Here is a 15,253-nt window from a genome sequence, read left to right on the forward strand (position 1 = left end):
GGCGCTCTAGTAATCTTTCCATTCAAAAAAAACTGAATCGTCAGTAGTTATTTCACTACTACATCAGTAATTATAATTGACTTACAAGGTACGTCATCATGCCCTTTGTAGGAATGCGTTGCTACTTTTCCAATGGCGTTGACCACATCCATGCCAGCGGTCACTTTGCCGAAAACTGAATAGCCCCAGCCACGGTTTGTGGTGGCAGTGTGATTAAGGAAGTCGTTGTCGGCTAAATTAATGAAAAATTCCGATGTTGCAGAATGAGGAGCTTCGGTACGAGCCATCGCTATAGATCCTGTCACATTTTTAAGTCCTCGATTGGCCTCGTTGACGATAGGTGCGCGCCCCGGCTTTTCTTCGAGATTTTGGTTGTAACCGCCAGCTTGTATCATGAACCCGTCAATGACACGATGAAATACTGTTCCTTGGTAAAAACCTTCTTGGCAATATTTAAGAAAATTTTTGGCACTAACAGGGGCTTTTTCGATATTGAGCTCAATGTCGATATTGCCGACGTTCGTTTCCAAAGTAATAGTAGTCATGGTTAAGTCCTGCGTTTTCATTCTAAAAAGTAAGAAGTTTGCTATTGATAATGTAGCTGTAATACTGAGTCTAGTAGTGACATAAGACGATGTATTGAGCGACAACAGTAAATGCGATTGCTTTCTGGTTAGAGCCTATGATGAAATAGCGCCGCATTCCACCCACACACTATTTGGAACTTTTAATGAGCACTGAACAACCAAACAACCCGTTACATGGCCTAAAGCTAGAGAAAATTCTTACTCAATTGGTGGAACATTACGGGTGGTCTGGGTTACACGATATCATTCGAGTGAACTGTTTTGCGAATGACCCTTCTATTAAATCATCGCTCAAGTTTCTACGTAAAACGCAATGGGCAAGAGACAAAGTAGAGCGTCTGTATATTGAAACGTTTTGCTAGAAAATGTTAAGGCCAGTCATAGACTGGCCTTATTGGTCTTGGTGACCTGCACATTAGTGACCTGCAAATTTCACGCGAATCTTGCTGCCATTGAACATGGTAAGGTTCAGTTCTTTGATCGCCACTTTCGCTTCATCTTCGTTTGGCATATCTACGAACGCAAAGCCTTTGGACTTACCCGTTTCCTTATCCAACACCAGTGTACATTCAACAACGCGGCCGTAGCCTAGAAACAGTTTTCGTACGTCGTGTTCAATTGTGTCACGGTCAAGGTTTCGAACTAAGATTTTCATAATGAGCCATTTGATATAAGAATTACCGGCGGATTGTCTCAGGTTATGCGGTGTAAACCAAGTGATTCTGTGGAAATATCAGTCGCGCAAAAATCTGATAATTGTGAAATCTCATTAATCAGGTATAACTAGACCACGACTAAAAGAAAAGATTCTGATTAATCTGTTAGTTAGACCTTGAAGGGAGACTTGTGGTGTTCACTCTAAAAGTTGATAACGAAATTGAGCTTGCGTTGGTACAACCTTCTTTTGCAAGACAGTATCTGGAGATTGTTAACGAGCAACGTGACTACTTAGCGCAATGGTTAGCGTGGCCACCTCATGCCGACTCAGAAGCTTTTTTCCAGCGATTTATTAGCCAGTCACTGCACGATTACGCGGATGGTAAATCTTTGGTGTGTGCCATGATCTATCGTAGCGAGTTGGTAGGAAACATTAGTTTTAACGCTATCAACCTGTCGCTAAAGAAGGTGGAGTTAGGTTACTGGCTGTCATCAAAGGCACAAGGTAACGGGATTGTAACGCGCAGCGTCGGTAAGCTTATCGATTATGCATTTAACGAGCTTGGTATGGAGAAGGTTCAGCTGTGTGCTGCGACGGAAAATTCGGCTAGTAGAAATGTGGCGGAGCGTTTGGGCTTCTCGCTGGAAGGGATAATTACGCGCAACGAGAACTTAAATGGTAGGGTTGTTGACCACGCTGTCTACGGATTGCTGCGCTCTTGAGTCGCGCAGCACCGAGCTAACTCTAGTTATCTTCTGCTTACCGAAGAGCGTTTTACTAATATTGGCGCAAAAAGGTTTTGTGCTCTTTCAACGTCTTTCCCGCTGGCTCTTTGCAATGCTTCTAATACAGCTTGTTTAGCCATCACCTGAATTGGGTAACGAATAGTTGTCAGTCGAGGGTAGATAAAACGAGCGATCAATCCATCATCGAATCCAATAACCGACATATCTTCCGGAATTCGAATACCATTTTCTTGGATTAATGCTAAGCAGCCTGCCGCCATATCATCGTTATAAGTAGCAACGGCTGTAATCGATAGATTCTTGGCGAGTAGGTTCACCATGGCCTGTTCACCGCCAATCTCATCCGGTTCACCATACTCAACAAATTCTTCATTGGGTTCGATGTTGTGATCTTTGAGTGCCGCTAGGTAACCATCTCTACGATCATGAGCATCATCGATGTCGTGGCTGGAGGCGATATAACCTATTTTCTCGTGGCCGTTTTTAATCAAAAACTCAGTGGCCAAATACGAACCTTTGAAATTATCGAGTGCAATGCAGCGATCTGCGATTGCCGGAACAGAGCGATTAATGAGCATCATTCCGGGTATTTCGTCGGCCAGTTCGGTGAGCTCTTCATCTGACAGTCCTTTACTGTGGATGACAAGTGACTCACAGCGACTGCTAATGAGCAGGTTGATGGCATTTCGCTCTTTGACTGGATCGTGGTATCCGCTACCAATAAGAATTTGTTTGCCTTGTTCTGCAGCAATAGTATCTATGGCTTTAACCATAGCCCCAAAGAACGGAGCAGATACGTCGTGTACCAGAATCCCTACAGTATTGGACGATTTGCTAACCAGCGCGCGCGCGTTTGCATTTGGTCGATAGCCAAGTTTTTTCATAGCAGCTTGAACTGCAACGATAGCGGCCTCACTGGTGTGGGGCGCGTTGTTTATGACTCTGGATGTGGTCGCGATTGAAACGCCAGCTTCTTTTGCGACTTCTTTGATTGTGGCCATGACGCTCTCTACATCTTATTAATCATTTTATTAAACAATGCTTAAGCAAATATGACAAACGCTATTAGTGTGCGTGAACCCCCATTTTTAACGATTAGAGTAATCGTTTCCAAAAATGTCACTGTGAATAAAGTTTAACTCTATCTGACCGTCTTGTTTGAACACAATTTTACGTTTCGTCGCTTTATCCTCCTACGCTCAGAAAACGAGCTTTGAACATACTATAATTGTAAACGTTTCCATGATTATGCAGTGCCTCACAGAATTTCTATGATTTGAAGCTATTATGTAGAGCAAATCGTTTCTGAGGTTAGAGTGAATGATAAATAAAACGCTGATTGAACTTAAGGGCACCAGCACACAGATGCTTCTTGAAGTCGGGGAGTTAGCCGAGATTTTGCACTGGGGTAAGAACATCGATGTATCTCACCCTCAATCACGGTTGGCGTTGCATCGTCCAGTTCCTTATGGGCGCTTGGATGATGATATTGCTATGTCTTTAACTCCGGAATTAGCTCGCGGGTTATTTAGCAGTCCGGCGATAGAAGGACACCGCAATGGCTTAGATTGGGCTCCGGTTTTTACCATTTCAGAGACACTCCACAAAGGTGGTCAGCTTACTTTGGTCAGTGAAGATGCATCGGCGGGGCTAACGTTAACCAGTGAACTGCATCTGGATAAGTACGATGTGGTTAAGGTTCGCCATACACTCACGAATAACAAGGCGGGTGCGTATCAAGTAAACCGATTAGCCAATACTTTGATGTTGCCAGAACGAGCCAAAGAGTTGATGAGCTTCTTCGGGCGCTGGGTCCATGAATTCCAAACGGTACGCCAGCCATTATTGCAAGGAGGCTTCCAACAAGAGAACCGTCGTGGGCGGACCTCTCATGAGCATTATCCAGCAATTATTGCGGGTACCAGCCATTTTGATGAAATGTCTGGTGATGTGTGGGGTTTCCATTTTGCGTGGAGTGGGAACCACAGGTTAAGAGTTGATGTGAAAGCTGATGGCCGCCGTTATGCTCAGGCTGAAGTTATCTACCTGCCTGGGGAAGTGACTCTTGAACAAGGTGAAAGTCTAACTACTCCTTGGCTGTATGCCAGTTACAGCGATAAAGGGTTGAATGGCATGAGCCAGCAATTCCATGAACACGTCCGTCACTCAATTTTGCCTTCTGAGTTTGTGAATAAACCTCGTCCAATTCACCTAAATACATGGGAAGGTATCTATTTCGATCACGATCCTGACTACATTATGTCTATGGCGACACAAGCAGCACAGATGGGTGTTGAGCGCTTTATTATCGACGACGGGTGGTTTAAGGGCCGCGATGGTGACAAGGCTGCGTTAGGGGATTGGTTTTTAGATGAATCGAAATATCCTAAAGGTTTGCAGCCTGTTGTTGAGCATGTAAACAGTCTCGGAATGGAGTTTGGCTTATGGTTTGAGCCGGAAATGATCAACAAGAATTCTGATCTTTATCGTAGTCACCCTGACTGGCTGCTGGCAGTTGATGGCTATCAACAGCCTACTGGGCGCAACCAATATGTCATCGATCTTCAAAATGATGCAGCGTTTGAATTCTTGTTTGAGCGCTTGGATTATTTCCTATCCACATACAATATCGGCTATATCAAGTGGGATATGAATCGTGAAGTGGTGCAACCCGGACACAGAGGTAAAGCGGCCGGTCATCAACAAGTGGTTCGCTATTATCAGCTGGTTGATAAAGTGCGAGAAAAACATCCTAACGTAGAAATTGAATCGTGTGCAGCAGGTGGTGGGAGAATCGATTTTGAAGTGTTGAAGCGTACCCATCGCTTCTGGGCATCAGATAATAATGATGCGCTGGAGCGACAGTCTATACAACGAGGTATGAGCTATTTCTTCCCACCGGAAGTCATGGGGAGCCATATCGGAGCGAGCCATTGCCATAGTACCAGACGCCGTCACTCTATTGAATTTAGGGGCCTCACCGCCTTGTTCGGTCATATGGGAATCGAACTTGATCCAGTCAAAGAAAGTGACATTGAAAAGCAAGGATTTGAGCGCTACATCAAGTTGCATAAATCATTGCGATCGTTGCTACACAGCGGGAATTCATGGCGTCTTGAAACCGATGATAACGCTCATCAGATCTCAGCTGTTATTGCCAAGGACCAGTCTCAAGCGGTTATCCAGATCGCTCAGTTGGCCATGCCAACGAATTCGTTAAGTGGGCATCTACGGATACCAGGATTGGATCCTAAAGCAAGGTACAAAGTTTCCGTGATTGATAAACCTGCTTTGTTTGATGACATCGTTAACTACCAACCGCCTTGGATGGAAGAAGGATGTGAGTTAACCGGAGAATGGTGCGAAGAGATTGGGCTGACGATGCCGATACTAGACTCAGAATCTGCGGTTCTAGTGGTGTTACAGCGACTCTAAACTGTACTGATTGCAATAAGGCTGCATGACTTTATCTTGCAGCCTTTTTTATTGGTTTGGTTGTAATCGTTTCCGGATTATTTTCACTCCTTAAAACTAGTAATAGATGTATTTGATCACATTTAATTTACATATTGTTATTTTTTACTGTTTTAGATCTCATTTTTAAATATGCCAGTGTAAACGTTTCCAGTTGTGGTTATGGATCACAGAAAGGCGACGCTTCTGTCAGTAGGATTGCGCTCAGACCAATAAATTAAAGAAACTAAGTGTAACCTATGTCTGAACAACTGACTCTTAAAACCAAACTCTCATATGGCCTAGGTGCTTTAGGTAAAGACTTTGCCTGTGCGCCTATCTACATCTTCCTTATGTTCTACTTTACAGACGTCGCAGGATTGTCCGCTGCGTTTGTCGGTTCAATCTTCCTTGTGGCCCGAATTTTCGATGCTGTGACTGACCCTCTTATGGGCGTGATCGTTGACAACACTCGTTCAAAAATGGGTAAGTTTCGTCCGTGGATTGTTGTTGGGACGATTCTAAATGCGGTTGTGCTGATTGCGTTGTTTAGTACTCATATGTTTGAGGGTACAACCTTATATGTCTATGCTGCGGCAGCGTACATCTTATGGGGACTGACCTATACCATTATGGATATTCCTTATTGGTCAATGATTCCAGCGCTGTCTAGCTCTAGACAAGAACGAGAGAAGTTGGTCGTATGGCCTCGTCTATTCGCTAGCTTGGCATGGTTTATCATCGGTACTTACGGCTTGCATATTGTTGGTACGTTAGGAGACGGTAATCAAGGAGACGGTTTCTTCAATCTATCAATCCTAATCGCGATTCTATTTGTGTTAAGTGCTTTCTTGGTAGCTCGCAACGTAAAAGAAGATACCAACATCAAAGCAAATGCAGCGGAGAAGTTTAATTTCAAAGATGTCATGGTAATTATTGGTCAAAATGACCAACTAAAAGCACTGATTGGCACGGTATTATCTTTCCAAATCGCTAACTTGTTAGTGGGCGGATTTGCTATCTACTACTTTTCTTATGCGCTAGGAAATCCTGAACTTTTCCCAATCTATATGATGGTTGCTGGTGCTGCGGAAGTCGCGGGTGTTTTCTTGTTCCCACGCATTGCTGCTAAGTTGCCTAGAAAGAACTTGTGGTTTATCGCCTGTGGTTTCCCGATACTCTCATGTGGCCTGTTACTTGCGATGAGTGGCTTGGCTCCGGGTAACGTGGTGCTTATCGGTCTATCAGGTGCAGCTATCAAATTTGGTATCGGTATTGCGAATGCACTACAAACAGTAATGCTTGCTGATGTTGTGGACTATGGTGAATATAAAACTGGTCGTCGCAGCGAGAGCGTTATTTTCTCAGTTCAAACCATGTTGGTAAAATTCGCGGGTGCAGCTGGTGGCTTCATCGTTGGTGTGGGGCTGTCATTAGTCGGCTATGTACCGAACGTAGAACAAACTGCGGATACAATTTTTGGCATTGAGTTCATGATGGTGGGCTTACCTGCAATCTTAATGGCGATTAGTGGCATTGTTTATAAACGCTATTATCATCTGCACGACGGGTTTTCTGAGAGTGCGGTTAAGCACATCGAACAGGTGGAACCTCAAACGGTTAACGCGCAATAATTCAACATCTCTCTAATTATTATGAATCACACGGTTTAATGCAGTTTGTACAGAATGTATTGAATGGTGTGATTCATAAATAGAATCAGTCACTTCTCGTTTTACTCTTCCGATCTGAAGGTACTCTTCTGTCCCTTCGATGCTGACATTTCATTACAGCTCTTGACTATCTATCCATATAGACTATTCATATTATAAGTATCATTAATTTATATAACTTATTAATAACTAAGATATTTACAGAAAAATGACTTGAAGCCATTTTGTGATGCACTTCAAGTGAGTAAAGTCTATCGCCAAAACCTTCTATTTTGACTTTTTAGGGGAGCCCTTTTTAGCCAATGTTTTCAACTATTCTCAGTTTTGACCGAGCATCCACGAGTTCAACAGATGTGCAGCGTTCGCATCGCTTTGCATTTATGTGGTGTTTTTTCTATGCCGTCGCTTGGTCTTTGGTGTCTTATCACCTAGATCCAACCGTACCTTATGACGCAGTGGAAGCGTTGAACTGGGCCAGTAATGGTGAATGGGGAAGTCCGAACAATCCGTGGTTTGTAGGCTTTTTTGCTCGTATTTTACTGGTCTCAGATACCACAGAGTTTGCGTCAGCATTTTGGTACGTAGGACACTTCTTTGTTATCGCATTGGGTATGCTGGGTTGCTACAGACTCGCTTACAAACTCACAGACTCAATAGCCTTAGCTTGGTTGGGGCTGCTAACTCTGAACTTATCAGGCGTTATCAACTTTGAAGCCATTCCATATAACGACAACTATTTGTTGTTCGGTTCTTGGTCATGGATTTTATTGTTTTTTGTCAAAGCTGTTTATGAAAACGCGAAGTGGTGGTTGCCGTTTGGTGTGTTAGCTGGTTGCTCTGCAATGGCTAAATACACGACCTTCGCACCAGTTGCGATGGTATTTATACTTAGCCTTACGGTGCCAAGCGTGCGTCGCTTTTGGAAAGAACCGTATTTCTATGCCGGTATTGTTGCATTTTTAGCTTTAGTAACGCCAAATTTCTTTTGGATGTTCGCCAACAACTTCTCGTCAGTGAAGTGGGTGAGTGGTCAAGTATCGGCGCAGTTGAGTCCTGGCAGTTGGTTAGCGCTGTTGTCGGTATTCTATCCGTTTGTTTTGTTAGCGGCGCTGCTGGGAAAACGAGCGCTGAAACTGACTAAAGATGTGCCTGAAAAAGTATGGTTAACAACGTTTGTTTTATTGGCTCCTCTGGTACTTATCATGGCTTGGTTTACCTTCCATAAAGGTAATCGCCTTGTAGAATGGTTGCACCCGTTCTTCATGCCTGCGCCAGCTGTGTTGGTCGCTTATCTAGCAAAAGATGTGGTAGGTAAACTATCGAGACCATTTAAAGTGTTGTCAGTCATGGCATTGGTTATGATTGCTGGCTATGCCTCGGTGATGCTCTTTAACGTTCGTAATGCGGGACAGAACTTTAGCGGGATTAAGACGTTAAGCAGCCAAGCAGAGCAGTTTTGGTATCAACATAATGAGAAGCCGTTGACATTAGTTGGTGGAACACCGCTTTCTCAATGGTTTACCTTCTATATTGCACCTCATCCAAAAATGACGAATCGGTGGAGCAATGAGACGCTACCCAATGTTTACAACCGCCATATCACAGCCGAGGCGATTGAGCAGCAAGGTGTGTTGTTGATGGGTAATGTGGGGGCAGGATGTAAAGAAGGGGTATTTGCTCGCTTTACTAATGAATGGCCGCAGTTTGTACCAGATATCCAGCAAGAAGTGATTTATCAAGAGTCTCCTCAGGACAAACAGCAAGCAGTATGTTTGGGAATCGTGAGTCCACGTTCTTAAGCAGTACTGCGTTATAACGAAGTAAGCCCTCCACTATGGAGGGCTTACTTTTTAATTGGACTATCACAATAGAACTTAAGCTATCTTGATACCTTCCAGATGTTGCTGACATTGCGTTCTTGCTGTGCCGAAAAATGCCTGCAGATAGTGTTTATCCTTTTCTCCATTTCTCACCGCAGCAAAGAGTCTTCGCCAAAGCCCTTGTCCCAGTGGCTTGCTGGTAATTAATCCTTGACGAGAAAACTCACTCACTGCCCAGTTAGGTAAAGCCGCGACCCCTAAACCCGCCGAAACCATTTGTACCAACATTAAGGTGTTGTCAGCTTGCTTCCATTTCTTTGGTTCTATCCCTGCTGGGGTTAAGAAATGTTTGACTATATCAAGACGTTGCTTTTGAACCGGATACGTCAATAAGGTCTGCTCTGATAGATCTTCGGGTTCAATTACAGATTTTTCTGCTAATGGGTGAGAGATGGACGTGACTAAACGCATCTCGAAATCGAACAGGGGTTCATAATGAATTTCAGATCGCGGCTGAATATCAGAGGTAATCACCAGATCTAGCTCTCCAGCAACCAAAGCAGGAATAGGCTCAAAGCCAAAGCCAGAGGAAAAATCAAGCTCTACATGTGGCCAAGCGAGTTGGTACTCTTTCAAAGCGGGCATCAGCCACTGAAAGCAAGAATGACAGTCTATGGCCATGTGTAAACGACCGTTGATGTCTTCCTTGAGACCCGCTAAATCACCTTCTGCTTGCGCGATGCGTGGAAGAATTTCGTTCGCGAGGTTGAGCAGTATCTCACCTTCTGAGGTAAATCGAACTGGGCGTGTCTTGCGAATAAACAACGGTGAGCCGATACGCGCTTCTAAGTCCTTTAGTTGATGAGAGAGGGCGGACTGAGTTAGGTGTAGCGATGTGGCGGTCGCAGTTAGTGATCCTGTATCTCGTAGCGATGCCAATGTTTTTAAGTGCTTTAGCTCTATCATGAATATCCCTCATCCTGTTCCCTTAACTATTAACTTAACGTGATTTATAAGATGTGTAAACATCTAGACGTCCAAAAGTGTTTTCTATCTGTTGTTGAATTAATTTCATATTCAATGTGAATAATTTGAGATTGTTCATATTTATTGGCTGGGGGATAGTTTAGCCATCCAGACTGCTTCAGATAAAGGACATCAACATGACAGTAACGCACATTCTTGGCTATCCACGCATCGGTGAAAAACGCGAACTCAAATTTGCTCTAGAAAAATACTGGAAAGGGGAGAGCGACCAAGCTGCTCTCAAGCAAACTGCAAGTAACATCAAACAGAATAACTGGGCGCTGCAACGCGACAATGAACTATCTTTCGTGACAGCGGGTGATTTTGCTTGGTATGACCATGTACTTAGTACCAGCCTACTACTAGGCCATGTGCCAAAGCGACATGCTAAAGGCTTTCCTGACCTTGATACGCTTTTTCGTGTAGGGCGAGGTCAGTCACAGGCTCAGTGCGGTTGCAGTGGCGAAGCAGCGTCAGACATGACGAAGTGGTTTAACACAAACTATCACTACATTGTTCCTGAGTTTTCCTCTCAAGATAGTTTTCAAGTAAGTTGGACCCAGTTATTTGATGAAATAAATGAAGCTCAGCAAAACAGCAGTAATGTGAAACCTGTGCTTCTAGGCCCTTTGAGTTACCTTTACCTTGGTAAAGAAGTCGAAGACGGTTTTGATAGACTCACGCTGTTGCCACGTCTTTTGACAGCCTACCAAGCTATCTTAGCGAAGCTAGAAAAACTGGGTGTAGAGTGGGTACAAATTGATGAGCCAATACTATCTCTTGAGCTTCCAAAGCCATGGCTAAGTAGTTTTAAGCTGGCTTATCAGGTAATTAGAAGTGATGTGAAGGTGCTACTGACAACCTATTTTGACTCGGTTGTTGAATCGTTAGATGTGATTAAGCAACTAAGTGTTGATGGCCTGCACATTGATGTGGCTGCGGCTCCTGAACAGCTAGATATCGTGGTTGATCAATTACCAGAAGATTGGGTGTTATCTGTCGGTACTATCAATGGTCGAAATGTATGGCGCGCAAATTTACACAGTAAGCTCCAACAATTGCAGCCAGTAAAAGAAAAGCTTGGTGAACGCTTGTGGGTGGCCACCTCATGCTCTTTGCTACACAGTCCGGTTGATTTAGAACTGGAAACCAAACTTCCAGAAGGGACAAAAAACTGGTTCTCTTTTGCCAAACAGAAGGTTAGTGAAGTGCAATGGTTGGCTAAGGCATTAGATGGCGATGAAGATGCAAAACAGTATTGTGCTCAATACAGTCAACCCATTATAGAGCGTGAGCTATCGACTTGGGTAAATAAGCCTGAGGTTCAAAAGCGTGTTGCCGCTTTGGGCCATACCAACGGTGACCGCTGCGCACCTTATGATGAGCGAGCCCATCATCAGAAAGAAGTATTGAAGCTTCCTTTATTGCCAACTACGACGATAGGTTCGTTCCCGCAAACCTCTGAAGTTCGACAAACACGTGCGGCGTACAAACGTAATGACATTGATTTCCCAAGTTATCAAACTGCTATGCATGCGTTTATCAAAGATACGGTAGAGCGACAGGAAGCCACCGGATTAGATGTTTTGGTGCACGGTGAAGCTGAACGTAATGATATGGTGGAGTATTTTGCAGAGAATCTTTCAGGCTTTCAAACTACTCAATTTGGTTGGGTACAGAGTTATGGATCGCGCTGTGTTAAACCTGCCATCGTGGTTGCTGATATCGAACGTGACAAGCCAATGACAGTCGAGTGGTCAACCTATGCTCAGTCGTTAACCTCAAAACCAATGAAAGGTATGTTAACGGGGCCTGTGACCATCTTATGCTGGACGTTCCCTCGTGAGGATGTGACGCGAGAAACGATAGCCAATCAGCTTGCATTAGCACTTCAAGATGAAGTTAATGATTTGCAGAACGCTGGAATTAATATCATTCAGATTGACGAACCTGCAATTCGCGAGGGTTTACCGTTAAAACAGCGTGACCATAAAGCATATTTAGAGTGGGCGGTGAAAGCGTTCAAAGTGTCCGCGGCAAGTGCTAAACCAGAAACTCAAATACACACTCATATGTGTTACAGCGAGTTCAATGAAATCATTGAATCTGTGGCTGCGTTAGATGCAGACGTGATTACCATTGAAACTTCTCGTTCAAATATGGAACTGCTAAATGCGTTTGAAGAGTTTAACTATCCAAATGAGATTGGGCCGGGGGTTTACGATATTCACTCTCCAAACATCCCGACCGTTGAATGGATTGAGCAATTGATTGAGAAAGCGGCTGAGCGCATTCCTGTAGAGAGACTATGGGTGAACCCAGACTGCGGTTTAAAAACACGTAACTGGGAAGAAACGGAAGCATCATTAAACAACTTGGTGAAAGCTGCGAGTAACTTGCGTAAAAAGCTAAGTTAATCGGTAGAAAAATAGAAAAGGCTTGCAGATGCAAGCCTTTTTTCGATGATTCGAGTTAGTTGGCAGGCGGCTTGTCGCAATAGTCTTTGGTGACAAGCTGGTCTACCATAAGTTGACCGCGCGAGTTGCGAATTTTGATCCGGTAGGCCAAACCCATATCCAGATTTGATTTCACTTCACGATCGGTACAGTAATAGTTCATGCTGTTACGCAATACCGTATCAAGCGGTTTAGCGCCTTTGGCATCGGTATTGTAGATCATCATAATTTCAACCGTGCCTTTGTTGGCTGAGGCCTTCATGATGGACAACGGGCCTTGTTCAATAGGCAAACCAGAAGACAACACGCTAGCGCGGCTTTGAGCTAGCATTTCTATCTGACGCTGTTGGTCATCATTGGCGCTAGAACAGCCCGCTAACACGGTCACTGCCGTGAGAGCCATCCAAAGAGATTTTTTCATCGTTCGCCTTTAGAATACTTTCTTAAATGGTTTAACGATAACGTTAGCATAAACACCAGCTTCAATGTACGGGTCGGCATCTGCCCATTGTTGCGCTGCCGCTAACGACTCGAACTCAGCAATAACGGTTGAGCCTGTAAACCCAGCATCTCCCGGATTATCACTGTCAATGGCTGGCATTGGGCCTGCGGTGAGCAATCGACCTTCATCTTGGAGTGTTTGAAGTCTTTCCAGATGTTGTGGGCGAACGCTGAGACGTTTTTCTAGCGAGTTCTCAACGTCTTGTGAAAAAATAACGTACCACATATTTGTTTCCTTCAAATAGTCATGTCCTCTTAAGATGTCATTTTTTCACGGAAAAGTCATCGCTAGAACCGCTTTAATTTGGATTAATTGGACGAGGGCGTCCATTTGCATCAATGGCAACGTAATGGAAGGTAGCTTCACATACTTGGTAACGGTCACCGACACCCTCTAGACTTACTGGTTTAACCCATACTTCTAGATTGATAGTCATTGAGGTGTTACCAATTTTGGTGCATTCACCGTAGCAGCAAACTACATCACCAACTTTTACAGGGTGTTTGAACGTGATTCCTGAAACTGAAACCGTCACGATACGGCCATGAGAGATCTCTTTCGCCAGGATACCGCCGGCTAAGTCCAATTGAGACATAATCCAACCACCAAATATATCGCCATTCGCGTTGGTATTCTCAGGCATAGCTAGAGTGCGAATTATAGGTTGGCCTTTAGGTGTGTTTGATGTTGTATTGGTCATGGTTATAGTCTTCCTGAAACAAGACAGCGACCCGTAGGTCGCTGTTTTCAATTATCTGCGGAGTATACAAAACTTCCGCCTTGAATCAAGATGTATGATCTTGGTTCTCATTTTTGGCAGGTTTGCCTTCTTCATCTTTCGGAATGTGTTTGTAGATATACACGCCAGTGAGAATGGTGAAGAGCAGGGTAGCTGCCAATAGGCCGAAGACTTTAAAGTTGACCCAAACGTCGAGTGGAAGGGAGTAAGCGACGTAAATGTTCAAACCCGCGCAGAAAGAAAAGAAGCCGACCCACGCATAGTTTACTTTGGTCCAAACCGCGTCAGGTAAGGTGATTTCTTTACCCAGCATACCTTTAATAGCGCTTCGCCCCATCGCATGACTAACCGCTAGACCTATCGCAAATATCACGTAAACAATAGTTACTTTCCATTTTATGAAGTTGTCATCGTGCAAGAATATCGTCATGCCACCAAACACAGCGACCATTAAGAATGTAATGACCTGCATTTTTTCGACTTTCTTATATAGGAAATAGGTGATGACGATTTGAACTGCGGTTGCGACGATTAATGCGCCCGTTGCCACGTAGATATCTTGCATTTTATATAGAGCGAAAAAGATAATCAGTGGAATAAAATCAAGTAGTTGCTTCATGTTTATCGCAAACCTTTCAGTGATGATTCACGACAGTGTAACCAAAACTTTGCCAATACAAAACAATTTGAACAAATTGGTGATGAAGATGCTCGGGACCAAGGGAGGTGTGCCAGTGACGAGACGAGTTAGAAAGACCCGAAAAGTCGGGCCTTTGTTAATCTTCTATTCCTAATACACTATTCGGTGATAGGTTTTTTTAAACCAGAGATCGATGCGTACTGAGGGGGATTAAGATCCTGCGGTTTTATTTGCACCCTGGCATCACTGGCTCGGCACACACCATCGGTGAAATTGCCGCCACGGATGTACTTGTGTATGCCATCAAATCCGTTTTTATAGTAGGAGTCGAGCTTTCCTCTGTAACCGTAGTAAGTACATTTATCGTAGCCCCAGCCATACATATAATCAGCAAGAGCTTGAGCGAAGCTTCGCTGACCATTTACCCAGGAGGCACTGTTACAGTTATAGCATTTGATTTTGCCTGTAAAAGTCTTTGGAAGGCCATTTTCTTTTAGTCGGTCGACGACAAACCTGTGGCCTACGACAGTGCCCCAGCATTTAGCCATGGTGATATGTTCTTTCCCCGGGAATCCATGTCCACGGATATATATTTGATCATCATTAGAAATATTGACTAGCTCATTAATGGTAACGCCTTTTTGATACCAGATCTGAATGGCTTCTTTATCTTTGGTCGTAGCAAGATGTTGTATCCAGCGATGGTTTTTGCGATGCATTATGTTGTCAGAGAAATTGCCATCCTCGTCGGTCATTTCACCATACTCCATCCAAGCTCGAGCGTCAGAGGTTGGTGTCGGCATATAAAAGATTATCTTTCCCATGGGTACGTCAAACTCCTTTTGTTTGTAACCATAAATAACCTAGTAGAAAAACACATATTAAAACAGTTTTATATAAAAAAGGGTTGTCACTATAAAGTGACAACCCTTGAAATCTGTTTAATGACTAAA

15 protein-coding genes are annotated in these 15,253 nt (G+C 43.9%); 6 read left to right on the top strand and 9 right to left on the bottom strand.

Features of this window, described 5'->3' with window-relative positions; translation table 11 throughout:
- Positions 1–47: 47 nt before the first annotated feature.
- Positions 48–545 carry a peptidylprolyl isomerase gene (locus HOP38_RS05820; protein ID WP_124940951.1) on the bottom strand — a complete coding sequence of 166 codons (498 nt, stop codon included), beginning with the start codon at positions 543–545 and terminating at the stop codon, positions 48–50.
- 185 nt (positions 546–730) lie between these two features.
- On the opposite strand from HOP38_RS05820, the gene HOP38_RS05825 reads away from it, so the two are divergent.
- Positions 731–949, top strand: a complete 219-nt coding sequence (locus HOP38_RS05825) for a VF530 family protein (protein ID WP_006071586.1) — start codon at positions 731–733, stop codon at positions 947–949.
- Between the two features lie 53 nt (positions 950–1,002).
- Here the strand turns inward: HOP38_RS05825 and HOP38_RS05830 are convergent, their stop codons facing one another.
- A complete protein-coding gene (locus HOP38_RS05830) occupies positions 1,003–1,242 on the bottom strand; it encodes an RNA recognition motif domain-containing protein (RefSeq protein ID WP_031495002.1) in 240 nt (79 codons plus the stop codon).
- Between the two features lie 194 nt (positions 1,243–1,436).
- On the opposite strand from HOP38_RS05830, the gene HOP38_RS05835 reads away from it, so the two are divergent.
- Positions 1,437–1,967 (top strand): GNAT family N-acetyltransferase, encoded by a 531-nt coding sequence (locus HOP38_RS05835; RefSeq protein ID WP_198557650.1) that lies wholly within the window; start codon positions 1,437–1,439, stop codon positions 1,965–1,967.
- A gap of 26 nt (positions 1,968–1,993) precedes the next feature.
- Here HOP38_RS05835 and HOP38_RS05840 read toward each other — a convergent pair whose 3' ends face one another.
- A complete protein-coding gene (locus tag HOP38_RS05840; RefSeq protein WP_198557651.1) occupies positions 1,994–2,992 on the bottom strand; it encodes a substrate-binding domain-containing protein in 999 nt (332 codons plus the stop codon).
- A gap of 319 nt (positions 2,993–3,311) precedes the next feature.
- Between HOP38_RS05840 and HOP38_RS05845 the strand changes: the two genes are divergently transcribed.
- From HOP38_RS05845 to HOP38_RS05855, 3 genes are all read left to right on the top strand, one after another.
- Positions 3,312–5,426: an alpha-galactosidase gene (locus HOP38_RS05845; RefSeq protein ID WP_198557652.1), complete on the top strand. Its 2,115-nt coding sequence runs from the start codon at positions 3,312–3,314 to the stop codon at positions 5,424–5,426.
- Positions 5,427–5,704: 278 nt separating this feature from the next.
- On the top strand, positions 5,705–7,078 hold the full coding sequence (gene melB, locus HOP38_RS05850) for a melibiose:sodium transporter MelB (protein ID WP_006071592.1): 1,374 nt from the start codon (positions 5,705–5,707) through the stop codon (positions 7,076–7,078).
- Between the two features lie 341 nt (positions 7,079–7,419).
- Positions 7,420–8,916, top strand: a complete 1,497-nt coding sequence (locus HOP38_RS05855; RefSeq protein WP_198557653.1) for an ArnT family glycosyltransferase — start codon at positions 7,420–7,422, stop codon at positions 8,914–8,916.
- Positions 8,917–8,991: 75 nt separating this feature from the next.
- Here HOP38_RS05855 and metR read toward each other — a convergent pair whose 3' ends face one another.
- Positions 8,992–9,903 (bottom strand): HTH-type transcriptional regulator MetR, encoded by a 912-nt coding sequence (gene metR, locus HOP38_RS05860; RefSeq protein ID WP_006071594.1) that lies wholly within the window; start codon positions 9,901–9,903, stop codon positions 8,992–8,994.
- A gap of 197 nt (positions 9,904–10,100) precedes the next feature.
- Here metR and metE point away from each other — a divergent pair, with 197 nt between their 5' ends.
- A complete protein-coding gene (gene metE, locus HOP38_RS05865; RefSeq protein WP_198557654.1) occupies positions 10,101–12,380 on the top strand; it encodes a 5-methyltetrahydropteroyltriglutamate--homocysteine S-methyltransferase in 2,280 nt (759 codons plus the stop codon).
- A 55-nt stretch (positions 12,381–12,435) separates the two neighbouring features.
- Here metE and HOP38_RS05870 read toward each other — a convergent pair whose 3' ends face one another.
- From HOP38_RS05870 to HOP38_RS05890, 5 genes are all read right to left on the bottom strand, one after another.
- Positions 12,436–12,840 carry a GspS/AspS pilotin family protein gene (locus HOP38_RS05870; RefSeq protein WP_124940956.1) on the bottom strand — a complete coding sequence of 135 codons (405 nt, stop codon included), beginning with the start codon at positions 12,838–12,840 and terminating at the stop codon, positions 12,436–12,438.
- A 9-nt stretch (positions 12,841–12,849) separates the two neighbouring features.
- A complete protein-coding gene (locus HOP38_RS05875) occupies positions 12,850–13,146 on the bottom strand; it encodes a YciI family protein (protein WP_006071598.1) in 297 nt (98 codons plus the stop codon).
- 73 nt (positions 13,147–13,219) lie between these two features.
- On the bottom strand, positions 13,220–13,621 hold the full coding sequence (gene yciA / locus HOP38_RS05880) for an acyl-CoA thioester hydrolase YciA (RefSeq protein WP_006071599.1): 402 nt from the start codon (positions 13,619–13,621) through the stop codon (positions 13,220–13,222).
- A gap of 85 nt (positions 13,622–13,706) precedes the next feature.
- Positions 13,707–14,279 (bottom strand): septation protein A, encoded by a 573-nt coding sequence (locus HOP38_RS05885; protein WP_038222399.1) that lies wholly within the window; start codon positions 14,277–14,279, stop codon positions 13,707–13,709.
- Positions 14,280–14,458: 179 nt separating this feature from the next.
- Entirely contained in the window at positions 14,459–15,124 is a 666-nt protein-coding gene (locus HOP38_RS05890; protein WP_051647683.1) for a hypothetical protein, read from the bottom strand.
- Positions 15,125–15,253 lie beyond the last annotated feature (129 nt).

The organism is Vibrio mediterranei, from assembly GCF_013364395.1.
Taxonomy (GTDB): domain Bacteria; phylum Pseudomonadota; class Gammaproteobacteria; order Enterobacterales; family Vibrionaceae; genus Vibrio; species Vibrio mediterranei.